This is a genomic window from Roseovarius halophilus (ex Wu et al. 2025), from assembly GCF_047086965.1.
Map to the genome: position 1 here is coordinate 1 of NZ_JBKOTX010000005.1, position 18,331 is coordinate 18,331.

The 18,331-nt window shown below is 66.8% G+C and carries 16 protein-coding genes and 1 other RNA gene; 9 read left to right on the forward strand and 8 right to left on the reverse strand.

Annotation, left to right across the window (positions count from 1 at the left end; translation table 11 throughout):
- The 3 genes from ACH107_RS01605 to ACH107_RS01615 form a co-directional block, all read left to right on the forward strand.
- Nucleotides 1–1,350, forward strand: a 1,350-nt coding sequence (locus ACH107_RS01605; RefSeq protein ID WP_412504353.1) for a flagellar hook-length control protein FliK, incomplete at its 5' end; no start/stop codon positions are given.
- Between the two features lie 11 nt (nucleotides 1,351–1,361).
- Complete coding sequence (locus ACH107_RS01610) at nucleotides 1,362–2,045, forward strand: flagellar hook capping FlgD N-terminal domain-containing protein (RefSeq protein ID WP_412504354.1); 684 nt, start codon at nucleotides 1,362–1,364, stop codon at nucleotides 2,043–2,045.
- A 173-nt stretch (nucleotides 2,046–2,218) separates the two neighbouring features.
- The gene (locus tag ACH107_RS01615) at nucleotides 2,219–2,482 is read left to right on the forward strand and encodes a hypothetical protein (RefSeq protein WP_412504355.1); all 264 of its coding nucleotides are present in this window, start codon (nucleotides 2,219–2,221) and stop codon (nucleotides 2,480–2,482) included.
- A 162-nt stretch (nucleotides 2,483–2,644) separates the two neighbouring features.
- Here the strand turns inward: ACH107_RS01615 and ACH107_RS01620 are convergent, their stop codons facing one another.
- The 4 genes from ACH107_RS01620 to ubiE all read right to left on the reverse strand — a co-directional run bounded on the left by ACH107_RS01620 (nucleotide 2,645) and on the right by ubiE (nucleotide 7,789).
- Nucleotides 2,645–3,289, reverse strand: coding sequence for a YjbF family lipoprotein (locus ACH107_RS01620; RefSeq protein ID WP_412504356.1), 645 nt, complete (start codon nucleotides 3,287–3,289; stop codon nucleotides 2,645–2,647).
- An 11-nt stretch (nucleotides 3,290–3,300) separates the two neighbouring features.
- On the reverse strand, nucleotides 3,301–5,412 hold the full coding sequence (locus ACH107_RS01625; RefSeq protein WP_412504357.1) for a YjbH domain-containing protein: 2,112 nt from the start codon (nucleotides 5,410–5,412) through the stop codon (nucleotides 3,301–3,303).
- A gap of 95 nt (nucleotides 5,413–5,507) precedes the next feature.
- Nucleotides 5,508–7,043 carry a 2-polyprenylphenol 6-hydroxylase gene (ubiB, locus tag ACH107_RS01630; protein WP_412504358.1) on the reverse strand — a complete coding sequence of 512 codons (1,536 nt, stop codon included), beginning with the start codon at nucleotides 7,041–7,043 and terminating at the stop codon, nucleotides 5,508–5,510.
- A 2-nt stretch (nucleotides 7,044–7,045) separates the two neighbouring features.
- A complete protein-coding gene (gene ubiE / locus ACH107_RS01635; protein ID WP_412504359.1) occupies nucleotides 7,046–7,789 on the reverse strand; it encodes a bifunctional demethylmenaquinone methyltransferase/2-methoxy-6-polyprenyl-1,4-benzoquinol methylase UbiE in 744 nt (247 codons plus the stop codon).
- A gap of 84 nt (nucleotides 7,790–7,873) precedes the next feature.
- On the opposite strand from ubiE, the gene mutM reads away from it, so the two are divergent.
- Both mutM and ACH107_RS01645 read left to right on the forward strand, forming a co-directional pair.
- Nucleotides 7,874–8,725 (forward strand): bifunctional DNA-formamidopyrimidine glycosylase/DNA-(apurinic or apyrimidinic site) lyase, encoded by an 852-nt coding sequence (gene mutM, locus ACH107_RS01640; RefSeq protein WP_412504360.1) that lies wholly within the window; start codon nucleotides 7,874–7,876, stop codon nucleotides 8,723–8,725.
- Between the two features lie 65 nt (nucleotides 8,726–8,790).
- Nucleotides 8,791–9,567, forward strand: a complete 777-nt coding sequence (locus ACH107_RS01645; RefSeq protein ID WP_412504361.1) for an enoyl-CoA hydratase — start codon at nucleotides 8,791–8,793, stop codon at nucleotides 9,565–9,567.
- Nucleotides 9,568–9,622: 55 nt separating this feature from the next.
- Here the strand turns inward: ACH107_RS01645 and ACH107_RS01650 are convergent, their stop codons facing one another.
- Both ACH107_RS01650 and ACH107_RS01655 read right to left on the reverse strand, forming a co-directional pair.
- Complete coding sequence (locus ACH107_RS01650; RefSeq protein ID WP_412504362.1) at nucleotides 9,623–9,910, reverse strand: hypothetical protein; 288 nt, start codon at nucleotides 9,908–9,910, stop codon at nucleotides 9,623–9,625.
- A 161-nt stretch (nucleotides 9,911–10,071) separates the two neighbouring features.
- On the reverse strand, nucleotides 10,072–13,650 hold the full coding sequence (locus tag ACH107_RS01655) for a hydantoinase B/oxoprolinase family protein (RefSeq protein ID WP_412504363.1): 3,579 nt from the start codon (nucleotides 13,648–13,650) through the stop codon (nucleotides 10,072–10,074).
- 134 nt (nucleotides 13,651–13,784) lie between these two features.
- Here ACH107_RS01655 and ACH107_RS01660 point away from each other — a divergent pair, with 134 nt between their 5' ends.
- The 3 genes from ACH107_RS01660 (at nucleotide 13,785) to ACH107_RS01670 (ending at nucleotide 15,716) form a co-directional block, all read left to right on the forward strand.
- Complete coding sequence (locus ACH107_RS01660) at nucleotides 13,785–14,201, forward strand: TIGR01244 family sulfur transferase (RefSeq protein WP_412504364.1); 417 nt, start codon at nucleotides 13,785–13,787, stop codon at nucleotides 14,199–14,201.
- A gap of 7 nt (nucleotides 14,202–14,208) precedes the next feature.
- Nucleotides 14,209–14,937, forward strand: coding sequence for a 2-dehydro-3-deoxygalactonokinase (locus tag ACH107_RS01665; RefSeq protein ID WP_412504365.1), 729 nt, complete (start codon nucleotides 14,209–14,211; stop codon nucleotides 14,935–14,937).
- Nucleotides 14,938–15,050: 113 nt separating this feature from the next.
- Entirely contained in the window at nucleotides 15,051–15,716 is a 666-nt protein-coding gene (locus tag ACH107_RS01670; protein ID WP_412504366.1) for an SOS response-associated peptidase, read from the forward strand.
- On the opposite strand, the gene ACH107_RS01675 is transcribed toward ACH107_RS01670, so the two are convergent.
- Nucleotides 15,717–17,504 (reverse strand): DNA polymerase III subunit gamma/tau, encoded by a 1,788-nt coding sequence (locus ACH107_RS01675; protein WP_412504367.1) that lies wholly within the window; start codon nucleotides 17,502–17,504, stop codon nucleotides 15,717–15,719.
- Between the two features lie 197 nt (nucleotides 17,505–17,701).
- Between ACH107_RS01675 and ACH107_RS01680 the strand changes: the two genes are divergently transcribed.
- Complete coding sequence (locus ACH107_RS01680) at nucleotides 17,702–18,184, forward strand: protein phosphatase (RefSeq protein ID WP_412504368.1); 483 nt, start codon at nucleotides 17,702–17,704, stop codon at nucleotides 18,182–18,184.
- A gap of 47 nt (nucleotides 18,185–18,231) precedes the next feature.
- Here ACH107_RS01680 and ffs read toward each other — a convergent pair.
- Nucleotides 18,232–18,330: signal recognition particle sRNA small type (gene ffs / locus ACH107_RS01685), an RNA gene on the reverse strand.
- Nucleotide 18,331 lies beyond the last annotated feature (1 nt).

Here is an 18,331-nt window from a genome sequence, read left to right on the forward strand (position 1 = left end):
GCCGGCGCCCTTCCGGTGATGCGCACGCCGGCCGCCTCTGACCTGTCGGCGCCTGCTCCCGCCACGCCGCGCGGCGTGGCGCCCCAGGCGGCCCGGCGCGCCAAGTCTGGCACGGTTCCCGGGGTTGCACCCGCGGATGGCCGGAATGCGGTGGCGATCACCGGGCAGCCGCGTCCGGGGGCCGTGCCGACACCCGGGATGATGTCGGGCGCCACGGGCCATGGCATGATGAGACCTGTCGCAGCGGCCACGCCCGACCCGATGCCGGGCAACAGCCGAGAAACAGGCGGGAGCGCGAGGTTGCCCGATGGTGTCGGCTCAGCGGCGTTGCAGCCCGGGCAGCGTCCAGACATGGGCGTGATGCGGGGTGTCACCGCGCACGGGCAGGCGCGGGCCGACGGTCACGCGGCGGGAGCGGCCGCGCCGCCTGCTGCCGGGACACATGACGCGGCCGTCTCCCAGCTTGCCGTGCGCGATGCGGCCATGCCGGACATGCCAAGGGACCGGGGCGCGCTGAACACGAACCGCGACGTGACGTGGCCGGTGTCGCGCCAGACCGGGCAGCCGCCGGACATCACAAGGGGGTCACCGCGTGACGCAATGATGCCCGGGCAGGTCGCGGGCAGCGCCATTTCGCCGGGACGTGCCGATGGGGCCGTGGAAACGCCCCCGCGCGGGGCCGCGGTACCCGACGGCCCGTCGCAGCCGGACCGGATGTTCCGCGCTCCGGCCTCGGCCCCCACCGCCCCGACACCGGCCGCCGCGGTTATTGCGACGCCAACCGGAGCATCCCATCTCGCCGCGCCTGACGGCAGCTTCGCCCGGCCGGGCGAGGGAATCGATCGCCGTGTCGGAGGCGAGAGCGCACTTGCCGATGCCGGGCGGTTACAGGCCGACCCGGTGGGCACGGCACGAGCCGGGGCCGAGCCCGCGACATCCGCGCGCGACCTGCCGCGGCAGATGGCCGTGCAGATTTCGGAACTTCTGCATGGTCACAAACATGCGCAGAAGGCTGATCGCCAGATCGACATCCTGCTCGATCCACGGGAACTCGGGCGTGTGAAAATCGCCCTGTCCGGGGGCGAATCCTCGGTCTCGGTGAACATCGCGGCGGATCGTCCGGAAACGCTGGAACTGCTCAAGCGCCATGTCGGCTCGCTTGCTGCCGAATTCAGCGACCTCGGTTATGAGCAGGCGTCGTTCACCTTTGGCGGCGACGGGTTTGCCGGCACCCAGGATGATCCGCCCGGCAAAACTTCCGTCGCCGGGCCCGGGCCGGACGCCACCGGGCCTGACACGGGCCGCCCCGCCGTCTTGGCCAACGACGACCGCGTAGATATCAGACTCTAGAAAGGCGACTCATGGAACTTGCGACAGCGACGCAGAACCCCGCTTTGACGAATGCCACGCCGTCGAAAGACGGTACCGACGGGCCGGCGGGCCTGACGTCGGATTTCGAGACCTTCCTGAACATGCTGACCGTGCAGATGAAAAACCAGGACCCGCTCAATCCCGTGAAATCCTCGGATTTCGCCGCGCAACTGGCCACGTTTTCCAGCGTGGAGCAACAGGTCCAGACCAACGAGCTTCTTACGTCCCTGGGCGAGCAGGTAACCGCGCAGAGCATGGGCCAGCTCGCAGGTTGGATCGGGATGGACGCGGCCGCTGAAATGCCCGTGCGCTTCGATGGCGCGCCGGTGACGCTGTCGGTGTCCCCCGCTGCCGAGGCGGAGGCGGCCAGCCTCGTCGTCCGCGATGCGGCGGGGGCGGTGGTGCAACGCGCGCCGATGGACCCGGCGCTCACACGCGTGTCATGGGCCGGTCTGGATGCGGACGGGTACCCGCTGCCGCCGGGTGAGTACCACCTCGAGACGGAATCGATGGTGGGCGAAGAGGTGGTGTCGGTGACCCCGGTCGAAGTCCACGGCACGATCGCAGAGGCGCGGCAGGAGGCGGGTCAGCCGATGGTCGTCATGACCACAGGCCAGACGGTCCCGGCAGGTGATATTCGTGCCGTCATGCCTCCTGAAACACCGGGTGTCTGACAGCGCGCACCCGCCGACAGCGGGCAGGGACATCGCGCGTTGTGGTATTTTTGCGCGGTTTCCCGCGACACCGGGCCACCGGGAAATTACGGGTTTTTTTGGTCGGGGAATTGTGCAATATTTCGTCCGATCCTCTAGGATTACCGTGATATTGAACCGGTTTGGAGAAGACTATGAAAAAGTATGCATCGATCGCGGCCCTTGCTGCGATGACATCGGTTACTGCCGCACCTCTGTGGGCAGGTACCGTTGAGCCCGTCGAAGAAGAAGAAGATCCGTTCGTCGTCGCCGAGCCCGTCGGCTCGTCCGCAAGCCTCGGTGCCGCTGGCACCGCTGCGGCCGTTGCCGGCGGTGTGATCGCGGTCGGGGCGATCGCGGCCGCGTCCGATTCGGATTCCGCCGGCGCCAGCACCACGACGACCAACGTGGGCAACTGAATCCACGCTAAAGGTTCCGGGTGCGCGCACCTGAAGATCGCATGAACATGATATGACCCGGCTTTGCCGGGTCATTTTTTTGTGGGGTGGCGCGCTCCCCGGCCCTTTCCGTCCGCGACCAGGCCGCCGCCCATGGTCACCACGGCCCGACGGGCCCCGGTGCTAGCGAAGCCGTTGCAGCACGGTCTTGCCGAAATAGCCGCCGAGCCACTGGCTCGATTCGGTGATGACGCCGCTGTCGGTCACCTTGTAGGCATTGGTGAATTCTTGGTCGTCGGCAACGCAGCGTTCCCGCATCAGCGTCAGGTTGCCCCCGGCAGCGCCGCGATTCGTGATGGTGCAGGTCGCCGTGACCGCGTAAGTCTGGTTATTCCCGTCCAGGTAGCGTTGCGTGCGCGTGGCCTGCCCCGCGCGCCGCGCCGAAACAAGCGCCAAGGACCCCGCGATATCGGATGACATCAGATCCTGCCCCAATCCGCGTGTCGCCGTCACGAAACCGTTCCGCGTGGTCAGGCTTCGCCGCTCGCTCAGCCCCCAGCTGCCCCATGTCCGGTAGGGGCCGTTCGTCTCGACCACCCGGATGATCGCGACGGTGCCCGGCTTCTCGAACCGTACAAGGCCAAGCGGGCCATCCGTGCTTGCCATTGCTTGGCGCAGTTGCTGCTGCAATTCCGCCTCGCTGGGCTGCGCCGGCGGGTTCCTGCCGTCGGCAATGTCCTTTACGGCCGTCAGCACAACCTGATCCGACGGGTTGTTCGTGCATCCCGCCACAGCCATGCCAAGAGACACGAGGGCGATTTTTGCCATGTTTCTCAAGGTCATCTCCAGAATTTTCCCCAGCTCTTGGCAATTTCCGGCTGGTGCTGCCCGCGCACCACGTCATAGAGCCTGTCCTTGACGAAGACGCGTTGCCCGCCATCGCGGGTCAGCGGCCGGATCGAGGTCGTCAGGCTGTCCTTGGTCGGCTTGCCAAGGAACCACGACAGCGGGATCGTCAACCGGATCCCCTTGTCAAAGGAGCCTTCGCCGAAATCCTCCGACGACACGTCCGTGCGTGTCACGAAGGCACCGACCTCCCAGCCGTTGGCGAATTCCCGGTCGAGGCTGAGCGTCGCGCCCCAGTCCCCCGCGAGGTATCGCCCCGCGTCAAGCTGCGTATGGAATCCGCGGCCCAGATCGTAATAGGCCGAGACATGGCCGTTGAACTGCGGGATCGTCCCGCCCGGCGTGTCGCGGGAGCGAAGGCCGAACAGTTGGTCGAAATCGCGTGGCTCGACATAATTCGCCTCGACCCCGAGCGCGAAACGGCTGTCCACAGGTTTCCACAGGACCTCGCCCGAGACACCGGCATACATCGTTTCCAGGTACCCGGCCGTGACACGCCCGTAGACATTGCGCCCGAGCCGCGCGTACTTGGCCAGCGTCAGGTTGTCGATCACGGGCTCCTCGGTGGCAAGGTAATTGGCCACTTCCGAGCGAACGCGCGGGATGCTCGAATTGCTCGTCCGGGTTAAATCATCGAGGTTCCCGAAAGCCTTGACGGAAACCGACCCGGACGCCAGCAGGCCGGGCGCCACCATGTACTCGCCCTTGAAGCGCAGCCCGGCCTCGCCGCGCAGCGGATTGTCCGGATCGAAGAAACTGGTGCGCAGATAGGGCCCCACGCTCCAGCTCACGCGCGGGTACTTACCCGGCAACGGTGCGGGAAGATCCGCGAATGTCAGCGCGTCGTCGAATTCCGCCGCGGCGAGCGCGTCCGCCGCGGCGCGGTTCTCCAGCCGTTCCAGATCGCCCCGGTCGAACGTGACCGTGCTGGTGGGGATCCCGTTCGAGACGAGCGTCACGCGCAGCGTCTCGACGGAATCGGGCAGGGTGCGGGTGAGCCCGCGCAGCGTGCGCCCGAGCGCCTGCGCCGTGGCGTCGTATTTCGGGTTGCGCAACCTGACATGCGCCGTGTGCGCCCCCAGCCGAAGGCCTTCGACCTCGAGGTCCGAACTGGCGAGGGTCCGTTCGACCGATTCGCCGACACGTGCCTTGCGTGTGTCGTTCAGCGCCCAATCCAGATCGGCGGCCGCGCTTTCGGGGCGTGCCCGCACGGGCAGCGGTGCCTCCTCGAGGCCGCCGGGCGCCGGCGCATCCTTGGGGTTGAAGCTCAGGGTCAGGCGCGCGCCGAATTCGGAGCCGTGCAACGAAAACGCGCTCAGTGCGAAACTTTCATTGATCTTGTAGTCCAGTCCGAAATTCCAGGGCGACTCATGATCGAAGATGCCGGCCGCCTCTTCCTGATCGTAGCCGTCAGACGAATACTCGGCGCTGAAAGTCAACTTGTCCGTGACGTCGTAGCTGAGCCCGGCAAAGGCCGCCACGTCGCCCCGGAACCAGCTTTCCGTGCGAAGGTCGCCGCCGGTATCGCCCGGCTGGAAAGTGTCACGCGTCCCGGTGCTGCCAAGGCTGTTGAAGCTGCCCAACCGGCCCCAGCCAAGGCCGCCCGTCACGGTCAGCCGGTCGCCCACGGATTTGCTGGCGACGATGTATTCGCCGCCCAGTACACCGGTGCCGATGAAATCCTGCAGGCCGAGCGCCACCGCCGGGCGATAGGGGCCTTCCTTGAAAAGCCGGAACCGCAAATCGAAACTGCGGTCGTAGAAGGTCGAGAAATTGGGCGTCAGGTCATCGGTGGCCGAGTAGCGGAAGCTGCCGCTCATCCACGGCAGGATCTGGAAGGTCAGCGTCGATTTGGTGAACCCCTCGAAATGGGTCACCGTGGTCGAGAATTGACCGTCCGGCGCCATTTCCGCCGTCGGCATGTCCACCAGCTTGCCGGGCGTGCCGTAGTTGTTCGTGCGCGCCGTTGTCAGGTTGTCGGCCATGGCACCGGACGGCGCAACCAGAATTGCAACGGCCGTCAGCCGGCTGAGTCTTCGGATCACGTGCGACACTCCACCCTCGTCCCTGTTTTCGGGCACTTTATCGCCTAAGCGGCAGGACAACAATGAAACTTTGACCGACGGTGACTGCCGTCGTCTCACCCGGCCAGAACCACGACCGCCATCGTCGCCGCCGCGCCGGCCACCCCGCCGGCGACGGCCCACGCGGCATGCGGCAGCCACGATCGCCGTGGCGGGGGCGGCGGCATCGCGGATTGCCGGATCAGCGTGTTCTCGACGATCATCGGCAGGCGCGGGCCATAGCGCGACAGCACCGCCACCGCCTTCTGCAGATCGCCAAGGGCCGCCTTCGGCCCGATACTCTTGCGGATGTAATCCTCCACCACCGGCCGGGCGACCTGCCAGATGTTGATCTGCGGCGACAACGACCGCGCAACCCCCTCGACCACCACCATGGTGCGCTGCAGCAGGATCAGCTCGGTGCGGGTCTCCATGCCGAATTTCTCGGTCACCTCGAAAAGATAGCTCAACAGGTTGCCCATCGAGATCCTCGACGCGTCCATGCCGAAGATCGGCTCGCCCACCGCGCGCAGCGCGCGCGCGAACTCGTCGACATCGCGGTCGGCGGGCACGTAGCCGGCCTCGAAATGCACCTCGGCCACGCGGCGGTAATCGCGCTTGATGAAACCGTACAGGATCTCGGCATAGACCCGCCGTGTATATTCGTCGATATGGCCCATGATGCCGAAATCGAAGGCGATGATGTCGCCGTTGGCGGCCACCTTCAGATTGCCCTGGTGCATGTCGGCGTGGAAATACCCGTCGCGCAGCGCGTGGCTCAGGAACAGTTGCAGCACCCGCTCGCCCAATGCGACCCGGTCGTGCCCTGCCGCGTCCAGCGCGGCATTGTCGCCCAGCGGGATCCCGTCCGCCCAGCCAAGGGTCATCACACGCCGGCTCGAAAATTGCCATTTCACCTGCGGCAGGTCGAACCCGTCGTCGTCGCCGGTATTGGCCGCGAACTCGCTGGCCGAGGCGGCTTCCAGCCGCAGGTCCAGCTCCCCCATGACCACGCCCTCGAAATGCGCGATCACCTCGGTCGGCCGCAACCGGCGCGACGACGGCGAAAGCAGTTCCACCATGCGCGCGGCGAAATAGAAGGCGTCGATGTCACGCCGGAAGGCCCGTTCGATCCCGGGGCGCAGCACCTTGACGGCCACCGGGTCCCCGCCCGCGCGCAGCCGCGCCTTGTGCACCTGCGCGATCGAGGCGGCGGCGACGGGCGCGCTGAAATCCGCGAAAACCTCGTCCACGTCGCGGCCCAGCTCGTGCGCGACACTGTCCTTGGCCACCTCCGCCGGGAAGGGCGGCAGCTTGTCCTGCAGCACGCGCAGCTCGGTCGCCAGGTCCTCGCCCACGAGGTCCGGACGCGTCGACAGGATCTGGCCGAACTTGATGTAGGCTGGGCCGAGCGCCGTGAGCGCCCGTACCGCCGCCGGCATCGCAGGGTCCCCGCGATAGCCCAGCCACTGGAACGGCCACGCCAGGAACCGCATCGTGCCCCGCACCAGTGGCGGCGCCTCGAACGCGTCCATGATGAGCTGCATCGCCCCCGTGCGTTCCAGCGTCGCGCCCGTGCGGATCAGGCGAAGAAGGTTGTGCGGCCCCCGCATTGTCAGAGTTTCCAGCCCGAATGCAGGCAGGCGATGCCCATCGACAGGTTGCGGTACCTGGCGTTGCCGAACCCGGCCTCGCGCACCATGGCGAGGAAGCTTTCCTGATCGGGGAAGCGGCGGATCGATTCGACAAGGTACTGGTAACTGTCCCGGTCGCCGGCAATCGCCTGCCCCATGCGCGGAATGATGTTGAAGGAATAAAGGTCATAGGCCTTCTGCATCAGGTCGTTGGGGATCTGGCTGAACTCCAGCACCATCAGCCGCCCGCCGGGCCGCAGCACGCGGAACGCCTCGGCCAGCGCGGCCGCCGGGCGGGTGACGTTGCGGATGCCGAAGCTGATCGTGTAGACATCAAAGCTCGCATCGTCGAAGGGCAGGGCCATCGCGTCGCCCACCACCCACGAAAGGCTGTCGGCCATGTGTTCGGCTTCGGCGCGCTTGCGCCCCTCGACCAGCATCGGCTCGGTCAGGTCCAACACCGTGGCGTGACCGTGCCCCGCCCTGTCGAGAAAGCGAAAGGCGATGTCGCCTGTGCCGCCCGCCACGTCCAGCAGGCGCTGGCCCGGCCGCGGCGCCAGCCAGTCCATCATCGCGTCTTTCCAGACGCGATGGATGCCCATCGACATGGCGTCGTTCATCACGTCGTATTTCGAGGCGACGCTGCCGAACACCCCGCGTACGCGGCCCGCCTTTTCGGCCTCGGGGATTTCCTGATATCCGAAATGCGTGGTTTTCTCGGTCATGGGCCTTGCCGTTCCTTTGTCTCGCCCTTCCTATAGGCCGCCGAAGAGCGGTACAATGCGCCGCGGCCCCGTGAAGGTGAAGTTATGCCCGAACTGCCAGAAGTCGAGACAGTCCGCCGCGGTCTCGCCCCCGTGATGGAGGGCCAAACCATCGCCGGTGCCGACGTGAACCGCCCCGATCTGCGCTGGCCCCTGCCGGCGGACATGGCCGCGCGGCTGACGGGGGTCACGGTGCTGGCGCTGCGCCGGCGGTCCAAGTACATCCTCGCCGACCTCGATTCGGGGGAAACGCTGCTTGTTCACCTTGGCATGTCGGGCCGCATCCTCGTGTCGGGTGATCCGCTGGGCCGTTTCACGCATGACCATCCGGCGGCCGAAAAGCATGATCACGTCGTGCTGCACATGGCCAACGGCGCGCGCGTCACCTTCAATGACCCGCGCCGGTTCGGCGCGATGGACCTCGTCCCGACGGGGGCCGCCGATGATCACCCGCTGCTGGCCCGGCTGGGGCCCGAACCGCTCGGCAACGGGTTCGACGAAACCTATCTCGTGGGCGCGCTCAAGCCGCGCAACATGCCGGTCAAGTCCGCGCTTCTGGATCAGGGGCTCGTGGCCGGGCTCGGAAATATTTACGTTTGCGAGGCACTTTACCGCGCGCGCATCCATCCGGTCCGCCGGGCGCGACGGGTATCCGCGCAGCGCCTTCGCCGGCTCGTGCCGGCCATCCGCGACGTGCTGCGCGACGCCATTGCCGCCGGCGGATCCAGCCTGCGCGATTACCGGCAGGCCGACGGGGAACTGGGCTATTTCCAGCACGCCTTCGACGTCTACGGCCGGGAAGGGCAGCCATGCAGAACGCCCGGCTGTGCGGGCAGCATCCGGCGTATCGTGCAATCGGGGCGCTCCAGTTTCTACTGTGGGCTATGCCAAAGATAAGGTTGATCCAGTCCGCCACAGTGGTAAGGACTCAAGCCTGATCGAAACAAGCGAAAGCAGATTTCATGGCCTATGAGACGATCATCGTCGAAATAGAAGACCACGTCGCCCTGATAAAACTGAACCGCCCCGACGCGCTGAACGCGCTGAACGACCAGTTGCTGAAGGAACTCGGCAAGGCGTTGTCGGATGCGCAGGCCAATGAAAAGGTGCGCTGCGTGATCCTGACCGGCTCGGAAAAGGCTTTCGCCGCCGGCGCCGACATCAAGATGATGAGCGACAAGAACTTCGCCGACGTTTTCGCCGCCGACTTCTTCGGCCCCGAGGCCGACGCGATCGCCGGGTTTCGCAAGCCCATCATCGCCGCCGTGTCGGGCTATGCGCTCGGCGGCGGGTGCGAACTTGCCATGATGTGCGATTTCATCATCGCGGCCGAGACCGCCAAGTTCGGCCAGCCCGAGATCAACCTCGGCGTCATGGCGGGCCTTGGCGGGTCGCAGCGGCTCACGCGGTTCATCGGCAAATCCAAGGCGATGGACATGAACCTGACGGGCCGGTTCATGGACGCGGAGGAGGCCGAAAGATCGGGCCTCGTCTCGCGCGTGGTGCCGGCCAAGAAACTGCTGGAGGAGGCCCGGACAGCCGCCGACAAGATCGCCGAGAAGTCGATGCTGTCGGCCATGGCCGTCAAGGAATCGGTCAACCGCTCCTACGAGACGACCCTGCGCGAGGGCTTGCTCTTCGAGCGGCGGGTCTTCCATTCGCTGTTCGCGACCGAGGACCAGAAGGAAGGCATGTCAGCCTTCACCGAGAAACGTCAGGCCCAGTTCCGCGACAAGTGACCTAGTGCCGCGCGGGGGGTGCCCCGCGCGGTACATCCGCTGGTGCGCGACGTCGTCAGTCGAAACGGCGCCACGCGTCCTGCATCGCCTTCTGCATGTTGTCCCACGCCTTGTCCACGCCGGCTTTCACGTCGTTCCACGCGGCGGCCTGCGCGTTCTGCAACTCCTTGAGCTGGGACTCCATCGCGTCACGACGGTTGCGCAATTCGTCGATCTGCTCCTTGTACTTCAGTTGCGCGTCGGCCGTCGCCTGCTGCGCCTCGGCCTTCATCTTGTCGATATTGGCCTGCCATTCGTCCAGCTGTGCCTTCAGCTTCTTCTCGTAGGCGTCTTTCTCTTCCATTTCTCAAATCCCTTTCGTCATGGTTTCGCGCCGCGTCGCAGCGGCCTTTACGAAAATATGACTCGTTCGGGCGCCGTTCAACAGATATCGCTCTGGCGCCGGGCGCGACCGTCGCGATGCCGACGCGATGCCGATGGCCTGCAGACCCGCGATTCCCGCGCTTATCCGGACCGCCCCCAGCCCCCGCCGCCGGGCGTCTCCATGCCGAAGACGGCGCCGGCTGGCAGGTCGATCTCGTCGTTGCCGTCCATGTCGCGGATCGTGCCGTCCGGCAGCTCGGCCCAGTTCCGCCCGACGGCGCCCGGCGCACCGCCATCCACGCCGAAGGGCGGGATTTTACGGTGATTGGAAAGGGTAGTGACCATAACGGGCACAAGGAACCGCAGCCGCCGCCGCACCCCGTTGCCGCCGTGCCAGCGGCCCGCCCCGCCCGAGCCGGGGCGGATGCCGAATTCCTCCAGCCGGACGGGGAACCGCTTTTCAAGGATTTCCGGATCGGTCATCCGCGTGTTGGTCATGTGGCTTTGAACCGCGTCGCACCCGTCGAATCCGGGCCCCGCCCCGGTGCCGCCGGCGATCGTCTCGTAGTTCTGGAAATCATTGTTACCCCAGACAAAATTGTTCATCGTCGCTTGGCTTCCGGCGATCACGTGCAGCGCCCCGTACAGCGCGTTGCACGTGGCCTGGCTGACCTCGGTATTGCCCGAGATGACGGCGGCGGGGTATTCGGGGTTCAGCATCGATCCTTTGGGAACCTTGATCTCGAGCGGTTTCAGACACCCCTCGTTCAAGGGTATCTCGGCCCCGACCATGGTGCGGAACACGTACAGCACGACCGCCCGGCAAATGGATTCGGGCGCGTTGTAATTGCCCGGATGCTGCGCGGAAGTGCCTGAAAAATCTATCTTTGCCTTCCGGTTCTGGCGATCCACGGTAATGGCGACCTCGATGGTCGCGCCGTGATCCATCGGGTAGCTGAACCGCCCGTCCGTCAGCCGGTCGATCACGCGGCGCACGCTTTCCTCCGCGTTGTCCTGAACGTGCTCCATGTAGGCTTGCACCACGTCCAGCCCGAAGGTCTCGACAACTTTCAGAAGCTCTTGGCGCCCGGTCTCGTTCGCGGCGACCTGCGCTTTGAGGTCGGCAAGGTTCTGCGCGATGTCGCGGCATGGGTACCGGCCCGAAGACAGCACCGATTCCGCGCGTGATTCCAAGAAGTTGCCCTGATCGACCAGCTTGACGTTGTCGATCAGCACGCCCTCGTCCTCGATACGACGGCTGTCGGGCGGCGCGCTGCCCGGCGTGCGCCCTCCGATATCCGCGTGGTGGCCGCGGGCGCCCAGCCAGAAAACCGGCCTGTCCCCGATGAAGACAGGCGTGACGACCGTGACATCCGGCAGATGCGTGCCCCCGTGGTAGGGCGAATTGAGCATGAAGGCGTCGCCGGGGCGCACGTCGGGATTGCGCCGCATGACCGTCCTGATGGACTCGGCCATCGAGCCGAGATGCACCGGCACATGCGGCGCATTGGCCACAAGATCCCCGTTGCCGTCGAAAATTGCGCAGGAAAAATCCAGCCTTTCCTTGATGTTGACGGACCAAGACGTGTTGGCCAGCGTCACGCCCATCTGGTCGGCCACGGACATGAAGAGGTTGTTGAACACTTCCAGCAGAACAGGATCGGCCTCGGTGCCTGCCGCGTGGTCGCGTGGCTTGGCCGCGATACGTTCCAGCAGCAGGTTCCCCATGGCATCGACAGAGGCCGCCCAGCCGGGCTCCACGACGTTCGTGCCCGTCGGCTCGACGATCACCGCCGGACCCTTCACCGTTGCTGCCGGGTCGAGCGTGTCGCGGTCATGAAGCGGCACGTCCTGCCATGCCTCGTCCACGTGCATCGGGATATGCGCCCGCGGCCGGCCATCGCCCCCGGGGCGCTCGGGCCTCGGCGCCTGTCCCGTCCGGCCGACGGCCTCGACGCTCAGCATGTCGAACAGGATCGCGCGCTCCGGGCTGTGGAACCCGAACCGCTGGCGATGCGCCGCCTCGAAATCGGCCTGCATCTTGGCGATGTCGTCAAACGGCACCTCGAGCGCTTGGTGAGAGCCGTCGTAGCGCAGATGCGCACGTGGTTGCAGGACGATATCCTCGATCCCCTGTCCGGCGACTTCGCCACGGGCATCGGCGGACAGACCATCCAGCGTGTCCCGCGCCTTGCCGATATCCGCCAGCGGCGCGTCCATCTGGACCTCGCGCATCGCCCGCACCTCGGCCAGGCCCATGCCGTAGGCCGACAGCACGCCGGCATGGGGGTGGATCAGAACCCGCGTCATGCCGAGCGCATCGGCCACGAGACAGGCATGCTGCCCGCCCGCGCCGCCAAAGCACTGCAGGGTGTAACGCGTCACGTCATGGCCACGCTGAACGCTGATTTTCTTGATCGCGTTGGCCATGTTGTCGACGGCGATCCGCAGGAAACCCTCGGCCATTTCCTCGGGGGCGCGGGGCGGTTCGCCCGTGTCGGCGGCGACGGTGTCGGCAAGCTGGCCGAACTTCTCGCGCACCACGGCCGCGTCCAGCGGCGCATCGCCGTCAGGGCCGAAGACCGCGGGGAAGTGATCTGGGTTGAGCTTGCCCAGCATCACGTTGCAATCGGTGACCGTCAGCGGCCCGCCCCGGCGATAGCAGGCCGGGCCGGGATCGGCCCCCGCGCTTTCCGGCCCCACCTGGAATCGGCCGTCCTCGAACTTGCAGATGCTGCCGCCGCCCGCCGCGACGGTGTGGATGTCCATCATCGGCGCGCGCATCCGGACGCCGGCCACCTCGGTCTCGAAACTGCGCTCGTAGGCGCCGGCATAATGGCTGACATCGGTCGACGTGCCGCCCATGTCGAACCCGATGAGCCGGTCGTGCCCCGCTGCCTCGCCCGTTTTGACCATGCCGACGATCCCGCCGGCCGGCCCGGAAAGGATGGCATCCTTGCCCTGGAACAGCCGCGCGTCGGTCAGGCCACCATTGGACTGCATGAATCCCAGCCAGCCGCAGGCACGCCCGAGGTCGAGCGCGCCCGCCACCTGGTCGACATACCGGCGCAGGGTCGGCGACAGGTAGGCATCCACCACCGTCGTGTCGCCACGTCCGACCAGCTTGGCCAGCCTGTTCACCTGATGGCTGGCCGTGATCTGATCAAACCCGATCTCCGCCGCCATCTCGGCCACGCGCTCTTCGTGGGCGGGGTTGAGATAGGCGTGCAGCCCGGCGATGGCCACGGCGCGGATGCCGGCCTCGTGCGCTGCCTGCAGCGCGTCGCGCGCGGCGTCCTCGTCGAGGGGGCGCACGACATTGCCCTGCGCGTCCAGCCGCTCGTCCAGTTCGGCGACGTCCTCGTACAGCAAGTCGGGCCGCGTGATATGCAGGTCGAACAGGCGGGGCCGCGTCTGGTACCCGATCTTGAGCAGGTCGCGAAAACCCTTCGTGATCAGCAGCAGCACGCGTTCGCCCTTGCGCTCCAGCAGCGCATTCGTGGCCACCGTCGTGCCCATCTTGACCGCGCGGATCGCGCCATTGGCGAAAGCTCCGGTCGTGCCCGTCATCTCGCGAATGCCCTGCACGGCGGCATCCCGGTAGCGTTCGGGGTTCTCGGACAGCAGCTTGTGCGTGTGGATGCGTCCTTCGGGATCAAGCGCCACGATGTCGGTGAAGGTGCCGCCCCGGTCGATCCAGAATTCCCATGCCCCGCTCATCATGCCCCCGTTCGCGATTGTGGCGCCACGTTTGGTCGATGGCCGGGAAATGTCAACGACGCCCTGCAGCGGGCACCTATTGAAAAGCCACGGCGATTCGGCCCATATGCCGATGTCAGCCAAAGGAGAACCGGATGGAAGTGCACAAGATAACCGACGATTTCTCGGTTGCGCCGCAGATCACGCCCGACGACGTCGCCGCGATTGCCGGGGCCGGTTTCCGGTCGATACTCTGCAATCGCCCCGACGGGGAAGAGCCCGGGCAGGCCGCCTACGACGACGTTGCCGATGCGGCCCGTGCCGCGGGGCTTGACGCGCGGTCCGTGCCGATCGTGTCGGGCGTCGTCCGGCAGGAGGATGCCGAGGCGTTTTCCGCGGCGATGCGCGAGATGCCCAAGCCGATCCTCGCCTACTGCCGCTCCGGCACGCGCTGCACCATGCTCTGGAGCATTTCGGAGATCGACGAGCGGGACGCGGATGAAATTCTCCGGCTGACCCGCAACGCCGGCTACGACATGTCCGGCCTGCTCCGGCAGCTTGGCAAGGGGTGATCGCGGCGTGACGGACTGGATCGCGATAGGGCCTGACACCGGCGGCACGCGCGCGGTGGCGATGCGCGGCGGCCGGGTCGATACCAGCCTTGTCGCCCCGGACGAGGCGGCGGCGGTCACCCGGCTGGGCACGCGGGCGGAAAACATCATCCGTGTCGGTGACGGCGCACCGGACAGGCTTCCGGCGGCGGTGATGCCGGCCCGCGCCGGGACGGTGGCAGGCTTCACGCAGGAAACGCCGGCGGACGTGATCGGGGCCTGGGTCCGGGTGCGGATCGCCGGGTTCCTTGGCGGTCATCCGAACTGGGACGGTGTCCTCTGCGTGGTCGAGGACGAGGTGACCCACTGGATTCACATCAGCGCCGACGAGGCCGTCAGCAGCCAGAGTTTTCTGACAAGACGTCTGATCAACGCGCTTGATGCCGGCGGGCCGGCGGATACGGGCGCGATTGCCGATTGCCTCAGTCGGCCCGAACGCCTTGCCGCGCATCTGCGTGCCGCGCAGGTCGGCGGTGACGGCGCGGCGATGGCGGGGTACCTGATCGGTGCCGAACTGGCGGCCGCGCGGCCCTACTGGCTGGGCCAACAGGTCGCGATCATATCGGAACCGGGCCAAGCCGCGGGATATGCCGCCGCGCTGTCCGCGCAGGGTGTTCCGGTGATCGAGGAGAAGACTGAAACACTGCTCGCGGCAGGCCTCGGCGCCGTTGCCGCGGCATGGGGGCTGTCGGGTTGACCGGATGATGATCCGCGCGCCGCACCTCCCGCATCTGTGTGGAACAACCACCCGACCGCCGGTTTGCGCCAAGCATCGCCCCGCTTCCGGCAGGGGCGCCCGGGGATAGGCGGATGTGCGGACGTTTCGCTGTCACCCTGCCGGATGATGCGATGGCGCGTCTTTTCTCGGCCGCGCCGGCAAATGATCTGCCGCCACTGCCGAATTACAATGTCTGTCCCACGAACAGGATCCACTCGGTTTTCCTGCAGGCGGGGCAGCGCCGGCTGGGCGCGATGCGGTGGGGTTTTTTGCCCCATTGGTACAGGAGCCCCGCCGATGGCCCCCTCCTGATCAACGCGCGGGCCGAAACCGTTGCCGAGAAGCCGGCATTCCGCGATGCATGCCGTGCCCGGCGCTGCCTGATCCCGGCCGCGGGGTTCTACGAATGGACAAGGGACGCCGACGGCAACCGCCTTCCGTGGTACATCACGCGGGCCGATGGCGCGCCGATGGTCCTTGCCGGGGTCTGGCAAAGCTGGGACAAGGGCGAGACGCCGCTAATCACCTGCGCCATTGTCACGTGCGAGGCGAACAAGGCAATAAGCAACATCCACCACAGGATGCCCGTCGTCCTGTCGCGCGATGACTGGCCCCTCTGGCTGGGTGAACAGGGCAAGGGCGCGGCCCGGCTTATGCATGCGCCCGCCGACGATGACCTTGATTTCTGGCGCGTCGGAACGGCGGTCAATTCGAACCGGGCCAGCGGCCCCGACCTGATCGAGCCTGCCCGAGACTGATCAATCCTCTTCGAAAGGATCCCATTCCTCGTCGACTTCCGGCAGGGCCTGTGCCTCGGCCTCGGCCGCCTGCTCCTCGGGCGTGCGGACGGCGGTGATCGTGGCGTCCGGGAAATTTTCCATGACGGCGCGGACAAGCGGGTGCGCCGCGGCCTGGGCCTTGAGCGTGTTTTCGGCGGCATCGCGCCGCTCGGCGATGGTTTCGCCGCCGCCCTCGTTCACCACTGTCACGGCCCAGCGATTGCCCGTCCACCTTTGCAGCGATGCGCCCAGCCGTTGCACGAGGTCACCGGGGGCCGCCGAGGTCAGTTGGCATTCGATCCGCCCGGGCCTGTAATCGACAAGACGAAGGCAGCTTTCCACCTCGACCAGCAACCTCACGTCGCGATTTTCTCGGATCAGGTCAACCGCGTGCTCGAACGTCGGGTAATCGGCCAGCGCGGGCTGTGCCGCGACGGCGAGGTTCTGACCGTTCCCGTTGGCCGAGGCTTGCGGCCCGGTCGGCACGTCGTGGGGGGCGGCCTGATGCCCCGCGCGCGCGGATCGCGCGGATGTTTCGGACGTACCGGCGGCGCCGTGCTGGCCCGGCCCGGGGCCGCCGCCGGGCGGTCCCGGGGGCGGCGTGCTGTCCTTCAACTTGCGCACCAGGTCTTCGGGCGCGGGCAGGTCGGCCACATGTGTCAGCCGGATGAGCGCCATTTCGGCGGCCATCATGGTGTTGGGCGCTTCCGCCACCTCGTCCAGCGCCTTGAGCAGCATCTGCCACATTCTGGTCAGTGCGCGCATCGGCAATGCATCGGCCATCGCTTGGCCGCGTGCACGCTCGTCCGGGCTGACGGTCGGGTCCTCGGCAGCCGCGGGCGTTATCTTTACGACGGAAATCCAGTGCGTGATCTCGGCCAGGTCGCGCAGCACCGCCATCGGGTCAGCGCCTTCGGCGTACTGGCCCGACAGCTCGTCCAGCGCGCCCGCCGCATCACCCTTCATGATCATGTCGAACAGGTCCAGAACCCGGCCCCGATCCGCCAGCCCGAGCATGGCGCGGACCTCGTCCGCCGTCGTCTCGCCCGAGCCGTGGCTGATCGCCTGATCCAGCAATGACGTGGCATCGCGGGCCGAGCCTTCGGCCGCCCGGGTGATCATGGCAAGCGCGTCATCCGCGATCTGCGCGGCCTCGGCCTGCGCGATGCGGCGCAGCATGGCGACCATCTCCTCGGGTTCGATCCGCCGCAGGTCGAACCGTTGGCACCGGCTCAGTACCGTGACCGGCACTTTGCGGATCTCGGTGGTCGCGAAGATGAACTTCACATGCTCGGGGGGTTCCTCCAGCGTCTTGAGAAGCGCGTTGAACGCGCTTGTCGACAGCATGTGAACCTCGTCGATGATGTAGATCTTGTACCGCGCCGAGGCCGCCCTGTAATGCACCGACTCGATGATATCGCGGATGTCGCCCACGCCCGTACGGCTGGCGGCGTCCATCTCCAGCACATCGACGTGACGTCCCTCCATGATGGCGCGGCAATGTTCGCAGACACCGCAGGGGTCTGTCGTGGGGCCTCCCTGACCATCCGTGCCGATACAATTCATGCCCTTGGCGATGATGCGGGCGGTGGTCGTCTTGCCGGTGCCGCGGATGCCCGTCATGATGAAGGCCTGCGCGATGCGATCGGCCCGGAAGGCGTTCTTCAGCGTCCGGACCATCGCGTCCTGCCCGACCAGGTCGGCAAAGGTTTCCGGCCGGTACTTGCGGGCCAGAACCTGATAGCGCGTGTCGGGGGTGTCCGTCATGTCCGCCTTTCCGGATGCGTGTGCTGCGGGCAACGTAAAGCGGGCGATCAGGGCCGTCCAGCTTGCTTTTGAGGCGCGAAGCGGCGAGGCTGCGCCGGGGTGACGCACCGACGAACGGAAGGGGGACATGCACGCGAAAACGATCCTGCCACGCGACGTGGCCGAAACGATCACGGCCCGAGGCGCGGGCTGAACCGGTGTCCGGTTTCGTCATTTTCGCACTGCCACTGGCCGGCGGCATACTGGCGCTCGCGCCCTTGCCGGGGCGGGGCGGCCACTACCGCGAGGACATCGCCCACCTGCATGACTGGCAGCCGGCCCTCGTGGTTTCCATGGCCACCGAAACCGAGATGGCGGCACACGGCGCGGCAATGCTGGGCAGCGACGTGCAGGACATGGGCACACGCTGGGTGCTCGTGCCGGTGAGCGATTTCGGAATTCCGGGCGCCGAGGCAGAAGAGGCATGGCATCGCGCCAGCAATGCCGCGCTTGGCGCGCTGCAGGGCGGCGGGCGCGTTCTGATCCATTGCATGGGCGGTTGTGGACGGTCCGGCATGGCGGCGCTGCGCCTGATGGTCGAATCGGGGGAGGCGCCCGATGCGGCGCTGGATAGGCTCAGGGCGATACGCCCCTGTGCCGTGGAAACGCAGGAACAGCTGGCATGGGCCCGTGACTGGTAAGAAGTCGCCGGGCCGTCAGCGGCTGCGACGACGCGCGCGTGGCACCGGGGTGAGAGGTTGGACAACGACCCAAGCGGGGCTCGTTACGGCTGCTTCCTTCCGGACCTGACCGGGTTGGCGAGGCGCTTGCCCGCGCCAACCTCTCGA